Here is a 210-nt window from a genome sequence, read left to right on the forward strand (position 1 = left end):
TACAGTTGCCGTGTCACAATTTCCTTCCGCATCACATACCGTATACTCTATTACATCGGTTCCTTCAAAACCATCGTTCGGAGTATATGTAATCGTATCATCTGAAATATCATCAGGTGTACCACCATCATTGATTTCAACAGTTCCATTTGATGGATCGGTTACCGTTAACGTACCATCACTAGGAATACCAAAATCGTTATCTAAAAT

General features: G+C 38.6%; 1 protein-coding gene. It reads right to left on the bottom strand.

Annotated elements, in window-relative coordinates; genetic code table 11:
* Window positions 1-210: Ig-like domain-containing protein (locus Q0871_RS18680; RefSeq protein WP_299326626.1), on the bottom strand; the 210-nt coding region annotated here is incomplete at both ends.

The sequence above is a fragment of the uncultured Maribacter sp. genome (assembly GCF_947500985.1).
Lineage (GTDB): Bacteria > Bacteroidota > Bacteroidia > Flavobacteriales > Flavobacteriaceae > Maribacter.